14 protein-coding genes are annotated in these 15,981 nt (G+C 71.0%); 5 read left to right on the top strand and 9 right to left on the bottom strand.

Annotated features, from left to right (window positions below; translation table 11 throughout):
• Positions 1-8: 8 nt before the first annotated feature.
• Positions 9-668 carry a TetR/AcrR family transcriptional regulator gene (locus tag KAG51_RS12930; protein ID WP_290584254.1) on the bottom strand — a complete coding sequence of 220 codons (660 nt, stop codon included), beginning with the start codon at positions 666-668 and terminating at the stop codon, positions 9-11.
• A gap of 37 nt (positions 669-705) precedes the next feature.
• The gene (locus KAG51_RS12925; RefSeq protein ID WP_290584253.1) at positions 706-1,500 is read right to left on the bottom strand and encodes an SDR family oxidoreductase; all 795 of its coding nucleotides are present in this window, start codon (positions 1,498-1,500) and stop codon (positions 706-708) included.
• Between the two features lie 164 nt (positions 1,501-1,664).
• Here KAG51_RS12925 and KAG51_RS12920 point away from each other — a divergent pair, with 164 nt between their 5' ends.
• From KAG51_RS12920 to KAG51_RS12900, 5 genes are all read left to right on the top strand, one after another.
• On the top strand, positions 1,665-3,215 hold the full coding sequence (locus KAG51_RS12920; RefSeq protein ID WP_290584252.1) for an AMP-binding protein: 1,551 nt from the start codon (positions 1,665-1,667) through the stop codon (positions 3,213-3,215).
• Between the two features lie 147 nt (positions 3,216-3,362).
• Positions 3,363-5,315: an NAD(P)/FAD-dependent oxidoreductase gene (locus KAG51_RS12915; protein WP_290584251.1), complete on the top strand. Its 1,953-nt coding sequence runs from the start codon at positions 3,363-3,365 to the stop codon at positions 5,313-5,315.
• A gap of 10 nt (positions 5,316-5,325) precedes the next feature.
• Positions 5,326-6,477: an alpha-hydroxy acid oxidase gene (locus KAG51_RS12910; RefSeq protein ID WP_290584250.1), complete on the top strand. Its 1,152-nt coding sequence runs from the start codon at positions 5,326-5,328 to the stop codon at positions 6,475-6,477.
• A complete protein-coding gene (locus KAG51_RS12905; protein WP_290584249.1) occupies positions 6,474-7,493 on the top strand; it encodes a zinc-binding dehydrogenase in 1,020 nt (339 codons plus the stop codon). Before KAG51_RS12910 ends, KAG51_RS12905 begins: the two co-directional genes overlap by 4 nt.
• Positions 7,486-8,307 carry an enoyl-CoA hydratase/isomerase family protein gene (locus KAG51_RS12900; RefSeq protein ID WP_290584248.1) on the top strand — a complete coding sequence of 274 codons (822 nt, stop codon included), beginning with the start codon at positions 7,486-7,488 and terminating at the stop codon, positions 8,305-8,307. The genes KAG51_RS12905 and KAG51_RS12900 overlap by 8 nt, the downstream gene beginning before the upstream one ends.
• Here the strand turns inward: KAG51_RS12900 and KAG51_RS12895 are convergent.
• The 7 genes from KAG51_RS12895 to KAG51_RS12865 form a co-directional block, all read right to left on the bottom strand.
• Positions 8,297-9,955: a thiamine pyrophosphate-binding protein gene (locus tag KAG51_RS12895; RefSeq protein ID WP_290584247.1), complete on the bottom strand. Its 1,659-nt coding sequence runs from the start codon at positions 9,953-9,955 to the stop codon at positions 8,297-8,299. The two genes, KAG51_RS12900 and KAG51_RS12895, sit on opposite strands and share 11 nt — an antisense overlap.
• Before the next feature lie 99 nt (positions 9,956-10,054).
• Positions 10,055-11,302 carry an ABC transporter substrate-binding protein gene (locus tag KAG51_RS12890; RefSeq protein ID WP_290584246.1) on the bottom strand — a complete coding sequence of 416 codons (1,248 nt, stop codon included), beginning with the start codon at positions 11,300-11,302 and terminating at the stop codon, positions 10,055-10,057.
• Between the two features lie 63 nt (positions 11,303-11,365).
• Positions 11,366-12,250: a branched-chain amino acid ABC transporter permease gene (locus tag KAG51_RS12885; protein ID WP_290584245.1), complete on the bottom strand. Its 885-nt coding sequence runs from the start codon at positions 12,248-12,250 to the stop codon at positions 11,366-11,368.
• Positions 12,247-13,053: an ABC transporter ATP-binding protein gene (locus tag KAG51_RS12880; protein ID WP_290584244.1), complete on the bottom strand. Its 807-nt coding sequence runs from the start codon at positions 13,051-13,053 to the stop codon at positions 12,247-12,249. Before KAG51_RS12880 ends, KAG51_RS12885 begins: the two co-directional genes overlap by 4 nt.
• A complete protein-coding gene (locus KAG51_RS12875; RefSeq protein WP_290584243.1) occupies positions 13,050-13,784 on the bottom strand; it encodes an ATP-binding cassette domain-containing protein in 735 nt (244 codons plus the stop codon). The genes KAG51_RS12880 and KAG51_RS12875 overlap by 4 nt, the downstream gene beginning before the upstream one ends.
• Complete coding sequence (locus tag KAG51_RS12870) at positions 13,781-14,875, bottom strand: branched-chain amino acid ABC transporter permease (RefSeq protein WP_290584242.1); 1,095 nt, start codon at positions 14,873-14,875, stop codon at positions 13,781-13,783. The genes KAG51_RS12875 and KAG51_RS12870 overlap by 4 nt, the downstream gene beginning before the upstream one ends.
• Positions 14,876-15,118: 243 nt before the next feature.
• On the bottom strand, positions 15,119-15,898 hold the full coding sequence (locus tag KAG51_RS12865) for a hypothetical protein (protein ID WP_290584241.1): 780 nt from the start codon (positions 15,896-15,898) through the stop codon (positions 15,119-15,121).
• Positions 15,899-15,981: the final 83 nt, after the last annotated feature.

Below are 15,981 nucleotides of genomic sequence, written 5' to 3'. Positions count from 1 at the left end.
GAGGCCGGTCAGGACTCCTGCGGCTCCGCGAGGACGCCGGCGAGGAAGATCTCGGAGAAGTTCTCGGCGATCTGCTCGACCGTGGTCGAGCCGTCGGGGCGGTGCCAGCGGTGCGTCCAGTTCAACATGCCCCACAGGGCCTTGGCCGTGAGCCGTGGGTCGAGACCAGGCCGGAACGTGCCGTCCTCGATCGCCTCGCGGATGAGCTCGTCGATCAGGCTCTCGAACTCGACGACCTGGCGCGCCATCTCCTTGGCCCACGGCTCGTCGTCCGGGGCCACCTTGGCCATGTTCTCCTGGATGTACACGTACACCTGGGGGTAGTTCTCGTCGTACGTCCGCAACGTGCTGAGGATGAACATCCTGATGCGCTCGGCCGTCGCGAGGTGCTGCTGACCGGCGAGCGACTTCGCCAGGTCGAGGTTGAGGCTGCTGACGCCCGTGACGGCCTCGAGCAAGAGCTCCTTCTTGCTCTCGACGTAGTAGTAGATCGAGGCACGGTCGACCCCGACCGCCTCGCCGATGTCGGCGAGGGTCGTGGCCTCGAACCCCTTCTCCTTGAAGAGCACGGCCGCGGCCTGCACCATCTGGCGCCGCTTCTCGAGATACGTGGGGTTGCCCTCCCGACGCGCCTGCGCCCGCCGGCGACCGATCCCGCTGGTCGTCATTACCCACCCCTTCCGTCCGACTCTCGAGCTCCACGGGTCAACCTACCTCCACGGCACCGGAGATCGGCGCGCTCGGCGTGCGCGTGCGCTGCCGCGCCACGTAGCCGCCGTCGACCACGAGCCGCGACCCGACGACGTAGCTGGCGTCGGGAGAGATCAGGAACCGGACCGCACGGGCGACCTCGTCGGCCCGCCCGAGCCGGCCTGCCGGGATGCGGTCGGCGGCCTTGCGGGTCCAGTCGAACTGCATGCTGCGCTCGCCCATCGGCGTCTCGACGACGCCCGGCGAGACGGCGTTGACGCGCACCTGCGGAGCCAGGCGCACCGCCATCCGCTCGGTCTCGCACAGGAGGCCCCACTTGCTGTGCGTGTACGCCTCGGCGGGCTCGCCCGCCACCGCCACGACCTCGTCGAGGAACCCCTCGCGCAGCGGGTCCTCGAGCAGGTCGGCGTGCCGGGCCACCGCGAGCTCGCCGGTGATCGACGCGACGTTGACGATCGATCCGCCCGCGCGCACCGAGACCGCCGCGGCGACCCGCAGCGGCGCCAGCAGGTTGACCGACCAGATCAACCGGGCGTTCTGGGCATCGGGCCCGAGGCCCGCGACGTTGACGAGCGCATCGACCTCACGACCACCGACCGCGGCCGTGATCGCGGCCGGGTCGGCGAGGTCGACCACGAGCGCCTCGACGAGCGAGCCGTCGGCCGCAAGGCGCCCGAGTCCGTCGGCGTCGACGTCGATCCCGACGACCCGATGGCCGCCCGCGGCGAGCAGGCGAGCGGTCGCCGCGCCCATCCCGGAGGCGGCTCCTGTGACGAGGACGTGGGACATCTCGGCTCCTTCGTGTCGATGGTGCCGAGGATGCTCGCAGGTCCCCGGAGCAAAATCAACACAGAAGTTGACTCGGCTTGTGACCGGTGTCACGATGTCCGCACGCCGCTGGCTCGACGTCACGAGACGCCGCCGCGACCACGCGCCATCCCGAAGGAGACCTCGTGCTGAACCTCGCGCAATGGACCACCAAGGCCGCCCACGCCGACCCCCACGGCGTCGCCCTGATCGAGCCTCACCTGAAGATCACCCGCACGTTCGCCGAGCTCGAGGACCGCACCCTGCTGCTCGCCGGGGCGATGACCGGACGACTCGAGGCAGGCCTCGGGGAACGGGTCGTCGCCTTCGGGCGGAACTCCCTGGAGTTCGTCGAGCTGTACATCGCCTGCGCCTGGTCGGGCACGGTGCTCTTCCCGCTCAACTGGCGCCAGTCGTCGGCCCTGAACCAGGCCGCGCTCGAGGACTGCCAGCCCCGGGTCGTGTTCTACGACGAAGAGTTCAGCGACGAGGTCGACGAGCTGCGACCCCATGCGCCAGGTGCGCAGTGGGTCATGTGGAGCCCGGGGAACGACTCGCCCTACGAGCAGCTCATCGCCGAGGCGGCCGCCGACCGGGGCTCCCTGCCCGAGCTCCCGGACCCGACGTCGCTGATCCACGAGCCCTACCTGGCCGTGTCGACCGGCGGCACGACCGGGATCCCGAAGGCCGCGGTGCACTCGCAGTACACCTACGCGGGCAACCTGGTGAACTACCTCGCGGCGCAGCGCATCGACGAGTCCGACGTGTTCATGATGCTGGGCCAGTTCTTCCACGTGACCGGGTACATGCCGTTCGCGCACCTGGCGATGGGGCGCCCCGTCGTCATCACGAACTTCGAGGCCGAGGAGACGGTCCGGGTCATCAACGACCACGGCGTCACGACGTTCTTCTGCATCGCGACGATGCTGCCGCGCATGGTCGAGGTCCTGCGGGCCAGCAGCATCGAGACCCCGTCGGTCCGCCTCGTGGGCTACGGCGGCGCCCGGATGGGCGAGGAGGTCATCCGGGCCGCCGGGGCCTACTTCGGGGCGGACCTCGTGCAGATCTGGGGCATGTCGGAGTTCGGCACGGGGACGATCCTGGGGCCGGAGGCGCACCGGCGGGCGCTCGCCGGCGACGAGCCCGGCCTGCTGCGCTCCTGCGGGCGAGCCGGACTGATCACCGACGTCAAGGTCATCGACCCCGACGGACACCCGGTGCCCCAGGACGGCCGCACGGTCGGTGAGCTCTGCCACCGGGGTCCGAACAACATGCTCCACTACTTCAACAAGCCCGAGGAGACCGCCGCACTGGTCCACGACGGCTGGGTCCACAGCGGCGACGGCGCGACCTGGGACGCGCAGGGCTACGTCTACATCGCCGACCGGATCAAGAACATGATCATCTCCGGCGGCGAGAACATCTTCCCGGCCGAGATCGAACGCGTCATCGCGAACATCCCCGGCGTCGCGGAGGTGTCCGTCGTCGGCGCGCCGCACGAGGAGTGGGGCGAGATCGTCCGCGCCGTCGTCGTGACCCGCTCCCCCGCCGTGACGACCGACCTCGTGGTCACGACCGTCGAGCGCGAGCTGGGCAACTACCGCCGACCGCGCATCGTGACGTTCGTCGACGAGCTGCCCATGACCCCGACGGGCAAGGTCAACCTGCGCGCCGTCCGGGAGATCCCCCTGTCCTGATCGATCCCGCCGATCATCCGACCGGTCGTGTCGGCAACACGAGTGTTGACACGTGTCCGACCGTCTGTCACGATCGTGCTGTCAACGTGAATGTTGATACCTGTTCTCGTCCCGCTACACCCGTGTTCTCGTGATGTTGGAGCCGCCATGACACCGCCGATCGACCTCGCCCCCGCACCGCGCCTCACCGAGGCGCAGATCCGGACGGCCGCGGCGAGCGCGAACGTCCCGGCGCTCCTCATGCTGGTGTTCCAGGCGACCGGCGACGAGCGCTGGCTGCGCGACCCGTACCGGCCGACGCGCGGCAAGGGCCTCGGCGACCACGACTCCGGCGGGCTGCCCGAGGACGTCCAGGCCGAGATCCGGGAGGCCGCGGTCGCCGCGATCGTCGACCTGCAGGAGGGCAAGCCGCCGGCGATCGAGTTCCCCTCGCCGGAGCTCACGATCGAGATGATGTCGATCTGCATGGGCGAGCCGGTCGGCGCCGAGTACGGCGGCATGCTGAGCGAGGGCATCGCGACGCGCATCGACCCCCACGTCGCCGAGCAGGCCATGCCGACCTCACCGCAGACGCATGGCCTGTCGGTCGTCGTGATCGGCGCCGGACTGGCCGGGATCGCCGCGACCCACCAGCTGGAGGCCATGGGGGCCGACTACGTCGTCATCGAGAAGCAGCCTGAGGCCGGCGGCAACTGGTGGCAGACGGTGTACCCCGGTGCCGGCGTCGACACGCCGAGCCACCTCTACTCCTACTCCTTCGCCCGCAATGACTGGGGCCAGCACTTCGAGCTGCGCGACCGCATCCAGGAGTACTTCGCCGAGGTCGTCGACCGCCTCGGCGCCACCGACCGGGTGCGCTACGACACCGAGGTCCTGCGTGCCGTCTACGACGAGGACGCGATGGTGTGGCGCACCACGATCCGCACCAGCTCGGGGGCCGAGGAGGTCCTGGAGTCGACGATCCTCATCAGCGCGGTCGGCGTCCTGAACCGTCCCAAGCTGCCCGCCGTCCCCGGCGTCGGCACGTTCGCCGGACCCGAGTTCCACTCGGCCGAGTGGCCTCCCGGGCTCGACCTCGACGGCAAGCGCGTGGCCGTCGTCGGCAACGGCGCCAGCGCGATGCAGATCGTGCCGGCCATCGCGGGCCGCGTCGGGCACCTGACGGTGTTCCAGCGCTCGACGCAGTGGGTCGCGCCGTTCGAGAAGTTCATGACCCCGATCGGGCCTGAGCTGCGCCAGCTCCTGGAGTCGTGCCCGATCTACTTCGCCTGGTACTGGGCCCGCCTGTTCTGGCAGTTCGGCGACAAGGTCATCGAGGCCCTGCGGGTCGACCCGGAGTGGGAGCACCCCGAGCGCTCCGTCAACGCACGCAACGACGCCCACCGGGCCTACTTCACGCGCTACATCGAGACGTTCCTGGCCGACCGTCCCGACCTGATGGAGAAGGTCGTGCCCACCTACCCGCCCTACGGCAAGCGGATCCTGCTGGACAACGGGTGGTACGACGCGCTGAAGCGCGACAACGTCACGCTCGTACCGGAGGGCGTCACCGCGGTGACCGAGGCCGGCGTCACGACCGAGTCGGGCACGACGCACGAGGACATCGACGTCCTCGTCTGGGCCACGGGCTTCGACGTCGCGCGCTTCCTGGCCTCGTTCGAGGTCGTCGGGCGAGGCGGGCAGACGATCCGCGAGGCGTGGGACGATGACAACCCGAGGGCCTACCTCGGGGTGGCGGTCCCGGGGTTCCCGAACCTCTTCATGCTCGGCGGACCCAACACGTTCCCCGGCAGCGGCAGCTTCACCTACTTCAACGAGATCCAGATGCAGTACATCCGCAGGCTCGTGACCCAGATGGTCGACGACGGGCTGCACGAGATCGAGGTCGACGAGACCACGTTCGAGGAGTACAACGACGCCGTCGACCGCACGCACGCGGCCATGGTCTGGACCCACCCGGGGACGTCGTCGAACTGGCGCAACGCCGAGGGCCGGGTCGTGTACCTGAACCCGTTCCTCAACGTCGAGTTCTGGCAGATGACCCGGACGTCCGACCTCGGCGACTTCGTCGGTCGACGCCGCGAGGCCTCCCGATCGTGATCCGGCCGTCATGACGCCCCCGGTGACCCTGGAGGACCTGCGCCGACGCTCCCGCCGACGGCTCCCGCGCTTCGTGTTCGACTTCGTCGACGGTGCGGCCGGCGACGAGGTCTCGATGGTCGACAACCAGGAGGCCTTCCGCCGCCTGCGGATCCAGCCACGGCAGCAGGTCGACGTCAGCGCGAGGTCCACCCGGACCACGGTGCTCGGCGAGGAGCTCACGAGCCCCGTCATGCTGGCGCCGACCGGTCTGCAGCGTCTCGTGCACCGTCATGCCGACCTCGAGGCAGCTCGTGCCGCGAGCCGCTTCGGCACGACCTACGTCGTGAGCTCGGCCTCCGCGTTCTCGGTCGAGGAGCTCGCCGCGGTGAGCGACCGCCCGCTCTGGTTCCAGCTCTACCTCTGGCGCGACCGCCGGGCCGTCGAGCACGTCGTCCGCCGGGCCCGGGACGCCGGGTACTCGACGCTGGTCGTGACGGTCGACGTCCCGATCGTCGGGACCCGCGACCGTGACCTCCGCAACGGCATGAGCCTGCCGCCGCGGATCACGGCCCGCAACGTCTTCGAGGGCGCGCGGCACCCGAGGTGGGCCCTCGACCTGGTGAGCGGCCCTCCGATCACGTTCAAGAACTTCGCCGAGTTCGCCCCGCAGTCACGGGGCATGGCGCTCATGAAGTACGCCAACGAGGAGCTGACCAACCCGGCCTCGGGCTGGGACGACCTGCGTTGGCTGCGCGAGCTCTGGCCCGGGCCGCTCGTCGTCAAGGGCGTCATGTCGGCCCACGACGCGGAGCTCGCGGTCGCCGCGGGCGCCGACGGGGTCATCGTGTCGAACCACGGCGGCCGCCAGCTCGACGGCGTCCCCGCCACGATCGACGTGCTGCCGGAGGTGGTTACCGCGATCGGCGACCGAGCGGTCGTGATGCTCGACGGAGGCGTGCGCCGCGGCACCGACGTGCTCAAGGCCCTCGCGCTCGGCGCTCGCGCGGTCTTCGTCGGCCGCCCGTACTGGTGGGGCCTCACGTGCCGCGGGGAGGCCGGGGTGACGCAGGTGCTCGAGATCCTCCGCTCCGAGCTCGACTCGGCGATGGCCCTGTCCGGCCGCCCGACGATCGCCGACGTCGGCGCCGACCTCGTGTGGCGCCCGCCCCCGACGCCGTGACCTCCGCGACCCCCTCGATGATGCGGGCCTGGCAGCTCGCCGGGCCCCGTCGGCTGGAGCCCCACGACGTTCCGGCACCTCGCCGGACGACCACCGACCAGGTGCTGCTCCACACGGTCGTGGGTGCCGTGTGCGGCAGCGACCTCCCGTGGTTCGACGGTGCGGTGTCGACGCTCTTCGACGACCGAGGCGCGCGGGCGGCGGAGGTCCCTGGCTACCCGCTGCACGAGGTCGTCGGCGAGGTCCTCGAGAGCGACGACCCCGACCTCCCGGTCGGCGCCCACGCGGTGGGCTGGGCGACCGGCTCGGACGCCCTGGCCGAGCTGACCCTCACCCACGCCGCGAGCCTGCTGCGCGTGCCTGCCGACCTCGACCCCCACGACGCCGTGGTGCTGCAGCCGCTGGCGTGCGTGCTCGACACGATGGCCCGCCTCGGCGACCTCGCCGGGCGGCACGTCGCCGTCGTGGGGCTCGGACCCTTCGGGCTGCTGTTCACGCACGCTGCCCGGGTGCTGGGCGCCGGCCGGGTCACGGGTGTCGACCCGATCGACCGGTCGGACGTCGCGGCCCGCTACGGGATGGACGAGGCGGTCCACGCGCACAGCGGCCGCTGGGCGGCCCGGATCGCGGACGTCGACCGACCTGACGTCGTGATCGAGGCCGTCGGACACCAGACGCACACCGTGGCGCACGCGATCGAGGCGGCCGCCCCCGGGGCGACGATCTTCCTCTTCGGCGTGCCCGACGAGCCCGTGTACCCCGTCCCGCTGCAGCTCGCGTTCCGCAAGGGCCTGACCCTGCGGACGGGCATCGTGACGGAGCGACGCCCCGCGCTGGAACAGGCCGTCGAGCACCTCCGCCGGCATCCCGACCTCGCGGCGGGCTACTTCACCCACACGTTCGGCTTCGCCGAGGCGACGGAGGCGTTCGAGCGTGCGAGCCGGTCACGACCGGGCCAGGTCAAGGTCCGCCTCCTCGCCGAGGACGCCCTGCACGCCGGTGGCGCCGATGGGTGACCCGGGACGCGAGACCGTCTCCCTCGCCGTCGACGACGGCGTCGCCACCATCACGATCGACCGCCCCGACCGCCACAACGCGCTCGACCTCGCGGCGATCCACGGCCTGCGCCGGGCCGCCGACGCGGTGCGCGACGACGAGACCGTCCACGTCGTGGTGCTCCGCGGCGTCGGCGGTCGTGCGTTCTCGACCGGCGTCGACCTCGACGTCGCCCGGTCCGAGCGGATCCTGGAGGACGGCGCCGCAGCCCTCCGGTTCACGGCGACGATCCGGGACACGCTCCTCGCGATCGAGACCCTGCCGGTCCCGACCGTCGCCGCGATCGACGGGTTCGCGCTCGCCGGCGGGCTCGAGCTCGCGCTCGCCTGCGACCTCGCGGTGTGCACCGACCGCAGTCGCCTCGGCGACCAGCACGCGGCGTACGACCTCGTGCCCGGTGCCGGCGGGAGCCAGCGCCTGCCGCGTCGCATCGGGACGCAGCGCGCGCTCGAGCTCCTCCTCACCGGGCGCCACCTCGACGGCCCCGAGGCCGAACGGATCGGGCTCGTCGTGCGGTCCGTGCCGGCCGAGGCACTCGGCCGTGCACTGTCCGAGATCACCGATCGTCTTCGCGCGACGAGCCGCGCCGCCCTCGTGACGATGAAGGCGATGGTCACCGAGGGCAGCGAGCTGCGCCAGCGCGACGCGCTCGAGCACGAGCGGCTGCTCAGCCAGGAGTACTTCGTCGGCCGTGGCGACGCCGTCGCCGGGCTCGCGGCGTTCGCCGCGCGCGAGCGGCCGACCGCGTCGCCCGGCCCCGACCTCAGGCCGTGACGCTGACCTCGTTGCCCATCACGGCCGACACGTCGACGACCGACGTCGAGACCTTGGCGTCCACGAGGGTCACGCCCGTCCAGGCGTGCCCGTCGAGGAGCTCGTCCAGGACCGCCTGGTCGCGCACGATCGACCCCTCGGCACCGAGGCCCTGAGCCACGAGGTCGAGGCGCGGCGTCGGCACGAGCGCCGCCGCGTCGGGGACCTGCTTCAGCCGGAGCTTGTGGAGCTCGGCCCCCATCGCGTCGTCGTCGAGCACCACCGCGGTGAGGTCGACGCCGGCGCGGACCGCCGTGTCGAGCTCCGCGACGTGCATGAGGATGCTGGAGTCCCCGTCGATCACGACGACCGGGCGACCCGGGTGACCGACCGCGACGCCGACCGCGACCGGCAGCGCCTGACCGATCGAGCCGAACCCGAGGCAGTACAGGAAGCGTCGCCCGCCGCGGCCCGTGAGGCCCTTGTTGACGAACGACCAGAAGTGCCCCGCGCCCGAGACCACGATCGCGTCGTCGGGGATCGTCCGCTCCAGCGCGGCCACGACGTCGCGCGGGTCCATGGCCTCCTCGCCGGGCTCGACCCGGCCGGCCTCCGCGGCGTCGTGCGGGTCCCACGCCTCGCGCTCGAAGCGCTCGCGCCAACCCACCGCGGTGTGCTCGGCCTCGGCCAGGGACTCCTCGAGGAGCTGGACCGTTGCCGCGGCGTCGCCCCGCAGGTAGAGGGTCGTGGGCTGCTTTTGCACCATCTCGGCGGCGGCCTGGTGCGAGATCTGGATCGTGCGCGCCTGGGCGAACAGGTGGCCCTCCTGGCGCGTGAACCGGTTGAGGCTCGCGCCGACCCCGATCACCAGGTCGGCCTCGCCGAGCACCTTCTCGGCCTGCGGCCGCGAGAACGTCCCGGCGACGCCGAGACCCCACGGGGAGTCGTCGAACGTGCCCTTGGCCAGCAGGGTCGTGGCGTACAGGGCACCGATGCGGTCGCCCAGTGCGGCGACGGGCCCGAGGGCGTCGCCCTGGACCGCGCCGGTGCCGACGATCAGGACGGGGCGCCGTGAGGACGCGATCAGGCCGAGCGCCTGATCGAGCGTGTCCTGGTCGGGCACCAGGACGCCCGAGGCCTCGCCGAGCTCGTGCGAGGGGGTGTAGCGGTACTCGTCGAGCAGCTGCTCCTGCACGTCCATGGGGACGCTCAGCATGACGGTCTGGCGCAGCGTGCGCGCGCGCAGGAACGCCCGCTGCACCGCGTCGAGGGCCTGGTTCGCGGACCGCACGGTCTCGACGTGCACGCCGCACAGACGCCCGAACGCCTCGTGGTCGATGTACTGGAGCGCGGCCGTGTCGCCGCGCTGGGTGTCGCCCGCGAACAGCACGACGGGCGACTGGTAGCGCGCGGCACCGACGAGGGCCGTCATCGCCTGGGCGAGGCCCGGACCGCTCGTGACCGTCGCGACGCCGACCGAGCCCGTGCTCCGGGCGTAGCCGTCGGCCATCGCCATCGCGGCGTTCTCGTGGCGCGCGTGGACGTTGGTGACCTGTCCGTCCGCGACCAGGGTCGCCATCCAGTACATGTTGGCGTCCCCCATGAGGGAGAACAGGGTCGTGGTGCCTTCATCGCGGAAGGCCTGGGCCATCGCTTCGTAGACCTTCATGGTCGTCCGTCCGGTCGAGGTGGTGGTCAGCGTCGGTGCTGCAGGTGGGGGGCACCTCGGCGGGACCCGCTCGTCGAGCGGGTCCCGCCGAGTCCGTGCTCAGGAGGAGGGGACCTCCGCCTCGAGCGTGTAGACGGATCCGGCGAACTGCTGGCCGTCGAGCGCCACGACGATGGCCGAGCCGTCCCACGAGTAGAAGGAGCCGCTGTTGGTCGCGAGGTGGTCGTCCTCGGTGAACGTCAACGGGCTGGGCGTGAAGCCACCGGTCTCGACCTCGAGGTCGTTGAACACGTCGGCGAGCTTGGCCCGGTCGCAGTCCTCACCGCACTCCTCGAGCGCCTTCACGACCGTGAGGCCCATCAGGTAGCCCTGCGTGTACTGCGTCGCGGACCGCGCCTGGTCGGCCTGGCCGGCGGCATCGACGAGCTCGACGAACTTCTTCGTGCCCTCGTCCTCGCTCAGCGGGTCGTACTGCGCCGCCGTGCGGAACACGTACAGACCCGGGTCGGCGATCGTCTCGAGCGTCTTGGACGCCGAGCCGAAGGAGAAGTTCACGATCGGCTTGGTGTAGCCGAGGTCGCGGATCTTCTCCACGAGGGCGACGAGGGGTCCGTCCGGAGCCTCCAGCAGCAGGATGTCGGGCGAGCCCTCGACCAGGCGCTGGGCCTGGGCCGTCACGTCGCCGGGGGTCACGGGGACCGAGACGCGACTCGTGATCGTGAAGCCCTTGTCCGACGCGAGGGTCTCGACGTTGTCGCCCCAGGCCACGCCGGCCGGGGTGTCGACCGGACCGATGCCGGCGGAGAACTTCTCCTTGCCGAGCAGCTCGGCCGCGAACTCCGTCATGGGCTGGGCGTTCGAGGACGACGTCTGGTCGATCTGGAACATCGTGCGACGCACGGGGTCCAGGATCGACGGAGGCGCACCCTGGGCGAGCAGGACGATCTCCTCGCGCTCGAGGGTCGGGAGGATGCCCTCGGCCACGGTGCTGATGTTCGCGCCCGCGACCATCAGGACGTCCTCGGCCGCCAGCGCACGGACCGCCGTGATGCCGGCCGAGGCGTCGGCCTCGTCGTCCTCGGTCACGACCTCGATCTCCCGACCGTTGACGCCGCCGTTCGCGTTCACGTCGTCGATCGCGAGGTTGAACCCGGCCAGGAGGGCCGTGCCCACCGGGGCCACGGCTCCGGACAGGCTGCCGACGAAGCCGATCTTGTAGGGGCCGTCCTCCGTCCCGGAGTCGCTCCCCCCGCCGCACGCGGCCAGCATCGTCACGACCAGAGCGGCCGCCCCCGACGCTCGTACGATCCGACCAGCACGACGGCCGGACAGGTTGTTCGTCCTCATGTGTTGCCTCTTCTTCTCGATGGGGCGGCCGGCCGTGCCGACACGCGGACCCGGGACCGTGCGCTAGACGCGGTCCACGATGGGGGAGCCGTACAGGCCTCGCGGACGGATCATCAGCACGAGCAGCACGACGGCGAAGCCGGCGGCGATGCTCGTCTGGACGTCCCAGAGCACGGCGGCGAACTGTTGGACCAGCGCCAGGATCATCGCGCCGACGAGACAGCCCTTGACACTGTCCATCCCGCCGATCATCGCGGCCGGGAAGGCCATCAGTCCGATCTCGGTGATGGTCGGGTCGACCGGCACGCGCATCGCGAAGCTGACGCCCGCGAGCACGCCGACGGCCGCCGCGATAGCCCAGGCCACCCCGAACCACCGCGTCAGCGGCATGCCGCTGTACGCCGAGAGTGTGGAGTTCTCGGCCGTGGCCCGCAGCCGGACGCCCATCGGCGAGACCGTCAGGAGCCAGTACAGGGCGAGCCACAGCAGGACGCCGCCCACCAGGATCACGACGTCGACACGGCTGATCACGGCGCCGCCGGGCAAGGTCCAGTTGACCCGCTCCCCCGGCGCGCTGAGGAAGCGCGGGTCCGAGCCCCAGACGAGCTGGGCGATGTTGAGGCCCGCGATCCCGAGGAACATCGTGAGCAGCATCTGGATCCAGTGCGGCTGACCGGCGGTGCGGTGTATCACGAGCGCGTACAGGGCGGCGCCGCCGATGCCCACGACGATCGTCGTGGCCACGAGGGCCAGCGCGAAGGTCGCGAGACTGTCGCCGCCCCACAGCGTGATGAACAGCAGCGCACCGAAGTACAGGAACTGCGCCTGGAGGAAGTTGAACACCCGGCTGGCGCGGTACACGACCACGTACCCCAGGGCGATGAGGCTGTAGATCACGCCGACGACCGCGGCGCTCACGACCGTCTGGTAGGCCATGTCGATGCTCATGCGTGCTCCTCGAGCGGCGTGGTGTCGGTGTCGGGTCGGCCGATGTAGGAGTCGATGACACGCGGGTCGGCGAGCACGACGTCGTTGGGCCCGGTCGCGATGACGGCACCGGCGTCGAGCACGACGAGGCGCTGAGCCAGGGCCGACACGAACGCGAGGTCGTGGTCGACGAGCAGCTGGGCGATGCCCATCGTGTCGCGGATGCGCGCGATGACGTCTGACATCACGGCCTTCTCGTCCGACGTCAGGCCCGCGGCCGGCTCGTCCATCAGGAGGATCTCCGGCTCGCAGGCCAGGGCACGACCCAGGTCGACGAGCTTGCGCACGCCGTACGGCAGGTTCTCGTAGGCGGTGTTGCGGCGCACGACCTCGGCGATGCCGAGGTCGGCGGCCAGCCCCTCGACGACCTGGCGCGCCGCGCGCTCGGCCTTCCGCGCAGGCGGCCAGCCGAACGCGTAGGCCGCGAAGCCCGACGGCAGGAACCGGTCGCGCCCCAGCATCATGACGTCGGCCGCGCCCATCCCGGACAGGCTCTCGGCCTGCTGGAAGGTCCGGGAGACGCCCAGCAGCGCCACCTGGCGGGGATCGAGTCCGCTGATGTCCCGGTCCGCGACCGTGACGACGCCCTCCTGGGGCACGTAGAACCCGGTCAGGCAGTTGATCAGGCTCGACTTGCCGGCACCGTTCGGTCCGATCAGGCCGACGATCTCGCCCGGGGCGAGGGCGAACGAGACGTCGCGCAGGGCCGAGACCCCGCCGAAGTGCAGCGAGACCGCGTCGCAGGTCAGCACGGGGGCGTTCACGAGGCGACCGCCTTGGAGTAGCCCTCACGGATGAGGCGTTCGTGCACGTTCGGGCCGGTCTCGAGGCGCAGGACCCCGGAGTCCATCGTGTAGACGTGGTGCGCGAGGTGCTGCGTCGACCGCACGTTCTGGTCGACCAGGAGCAGCGCCAGCTCACGCTCGGCCATGATGCGCCCGAGGGCACTCATCATCTCGAGCACGATGATCGGCGCGAGTCCGAGCGACGGCTCGTCGACCAGCAGGACGTCGGGCGAGCTGATGATCGCTCCCGAGATCGCGAGCATCTGCTGCTCGCCGCCGCTCAGGAACCCGGCCGGCCGGCCGGCGGGGAGCTTGGTCAGCGCCGGGAAGACGTCGAACGCGAGCTCCCGGTCATCGGCGAGTCCAGCCTTCGACCGGCGACGCTGGGCGAAGATCTCGAGGTTCTCCGAGACGTTGAGCTCACGGAAGATCTTGTCGCGCTCGGGGATGTAGGCGATGCCGCGGCGCGCCCGGCGCGCCGGGTCGAGCCGCCCGATCGACGTGCCGCCGACCGACACCTGCCCCGACACCTGCACGTTCTCGTGCGGCAGGAATCCGCAGATCGAGCGCACCAGGCTCGTCTTGCCGGCGCCGTTGGCACCCAGCACGACGACGCACTCACCGCGCGCGACCGACAGGCTGGCACCGTGGACCGCCGCTGCTCCGCGGCTGTAGCGGACGCTGACGTCCGTGACCTCGACGTGGCTCATCGCTTCCTCCTGACCAGTCGACCGAGACTCTCGCCGAGACCCACGAGCCCGCGGGGCTGGAAGATGACCATCGCCGAGACCGCCAGGCCGACCACGGCGCCCTGGACCAGGTAGATCTGGGTGTTGCTGATCGCGTCCTCCAGGCCGAGTCCGACCCGCAGCTCGCGGACCAGGTGCGGCAGGCTCACGATGACCGCGGCGCCGATGACCGGGCCGTAGACCGTGCCGAGCCCACCCAGGATGACCATCGCGAGGTACTCGATCGCGATGTGGAAGTTCTGGAAGTTCGCGTAGCTGACGTGCCCGATGTAGTAGGCCGTGAAGGCACCCGCGACGCCGATCAGCATCGAGCTGACGACGAAGGCCGTGACCTTGTGCCGCGTCACGGAGATCCCGCTCATCTGGGCCAGGGCCGGGCGCTCGCGGATCGCGTGCAGCGCCCGCCCCGGACGGCTCTCGACCAGCGCGCGGTATCCCAGCAGCACGACGACCAGCACGACGGCCAGGAACACGAACCAGACCCGCAGGTCCAGCAGCTCGAGACCGAACACGTTCGCGATGGGCACCGTGAACCCGCTGTCACCGACCTGACCGGTCTGCCACTCGCGCAGTGCCCAGATCGCGACGAAGTGGAAGCCCATCGTGGCGATGGCCAGGTACAGGCCCGAGATCCGGAGCGCCGGCAGCGCGACGATCATGCCGACGATGCCGCACACGAGCGCCGAGAGCGCGACCCCGAGGACGAAGGGCACCTCCATCTCCCGGTTGAGCACCGCGACGACGAAGGCTCCGATGGCCAGGAGCGCCGCGTTGCCCACGGAGATGAGCCCGGTGTGGCCGAGCAGGAGGTCGAGACCGATCGCCCCGAGGGCCGCGATGATCGCGAGGTTCGCGATGTCGATCCAGACCTGCGAGCCGCCGATGCCGATGGCGACCAGCACGACGAGCATCACGAGCATCGGGACACCGACGTGCGAGACGGCCCCGGCAAGGCGCGCGACGGGGCTGCGTGGCGGCACCTCCGAGCCCCCGCGGCGGGCCGTGGCGAGCGGTCGAGCGTCGTCGACCTCCACGGCTTCCTGCTGAGCCACCGTCACCAACTCCTTCTGCACAACGTGCTCTGGGTCACATCTGTCAACAGCACTGTAGACCAGGCTGCAGCCGAAAATCAACTGTTGTGTTGATCTCGGTCACCCGACGAGAAATCACTGGCATTGCAGTTGCATCACGCACCAATGTGACGCACCGCACGTCCAGGTCCCCGAGCCAATCACTGCGAATCTGCCCTGTCAAGCAAGCGTTTGTTTTATTGATTCGGACAGGGGTCGACGCCCTCAGGCGAACGTCACGCTCGCGTGACCGATCCCGGTGTACGACGCGGTGTAGGTGCCCGGCTCGGCCGACGGCGGGTAGAAGAACGTGCCCGAGGCGACGAGCACCCCGGCCCGCAGGATCTCGCCACCGCGGGCCACCATCCCCGAGAGCCACGCCACGGCGAGCACAGGATCGCCCATGACCGCGTCGCCGCGGCCCGTGCCGATCACGACGCCGTCGTGGCGCAGCTCGCCGACGACGGCGGACAGGTCGAGCGAGGCCGCCGGCACACCGACCTCGGCGTGCACGACGCGCCCGGCGAACGACGCGTCAGCGACGAGGTCGCCGACGGTCTGGCCGGGCACCGGCGACCACCCTCGCCAGCGGGAGTCGGGGATCTCCATGCCGGCCATGACGTCGCACGACTCCCGGACCTCGTCGGCGGACGCGTTCGGCGAGAGGTCGCGCCGGACGCGGAACACGAGCTCGGGCTCGACCAGCGGGTGGAACAGCGACGACATCGCGATCGTCCGCCCCGAGGGGACCAGCTGCGACTCCCCGAGGCGACCGCACGTCGGCTCGCTGGCCCCGAACGCGGCACGGTGCTCCGGCGCGACCAGGCTGACCTTGTAGCCCGCGGGCGACGATCCGTGCAGCTCTCCGAACACGCGGCGCTGGACCGCGTAGGCGTCGGCGAGCTCGAGCTCACCCTCCTCGTGGAGCGCCGGGACGGGCGCCCCGCCGGCGTGCACACCGAGCAGGCGCTGGGCTTCTCGTTCGATGCGGGCGTGCTGCGACATGGGCGCCTCCTCGGGCGACGGTCCGCTCCCGGCGGGGGCGGCGAGGTCACCGTACGAACCCGCTCGACGTTCGTCAACAGCAA

It is taken from the genome of Aeromicrobium sp. (assembly GCF_023146395.1).
In the GTDB taxonomy this organism is placed as follows: domain Bacteria; phylum Actinomycetota; class Actinomycetes; order Propionibacteriales; family Nocardioidaceae; genus Aeromicrobium.
The sequence above is the reverse complement of the archived record's forward strand: the minus strand, read 5'-3'. Positions and strand labels throughout refer to the sequence as shown.